At 42.7% G+C, this 262-nt stretch carries 1 protein-coding gene; it reads left to right on the top strand.

The window, feature by feature from the left end; genetic code table 11:
* Positions 1–223: hypothetical protein (locus R0J87_RS21615; RefSeq protein WP_498888868.1), on the top strand; the 223-nt coding region annotated here is incomplete at its 5' end.
* Positions 224–262: the final 39 nt, after the last annotated feature.

The following is a 262-nucleotide window of genomic DNA, read 5'->3' as shown; positions in this document are numbered from 1 at the left end:
CAAGCTGATGGCCAGCAAGCCGAATAGAGTGAATGATTTCATTGTTTACGCCATAAAACGGGGAAAAGCGGGCACTCTAAATGATTTTCGCAAGGCCTGTGTTAGCCTGATGTCAATGATTGCTGAGCCTGTCAAAATCCGCTTCTGGCAGGATAATCTGACAATATTGCGAAAAATTAGTTTTCACTCTGGTAAAAAGTTCTGCAAAGGCCTTGTAAACTGATAGTAACCATTGAAATTGCGACCTTCTTCGTTGGCTACC

The organism is Halomonas sp. SIMBA_159 (assembly GCF_046536035.1).
Taxonomy (GTDB): Bacteria; Pseudomonadota; Gammaproteobacteria; order Pseudomonadales; family Halomonadaceae; genus Vreelandella; species Vreelandella venusta_A.
The sequence above is the reverse complement of the archived record's forward strand: the minus strand, read 5'-3'. Positions and strand labels throughout refer to the sequence as shown.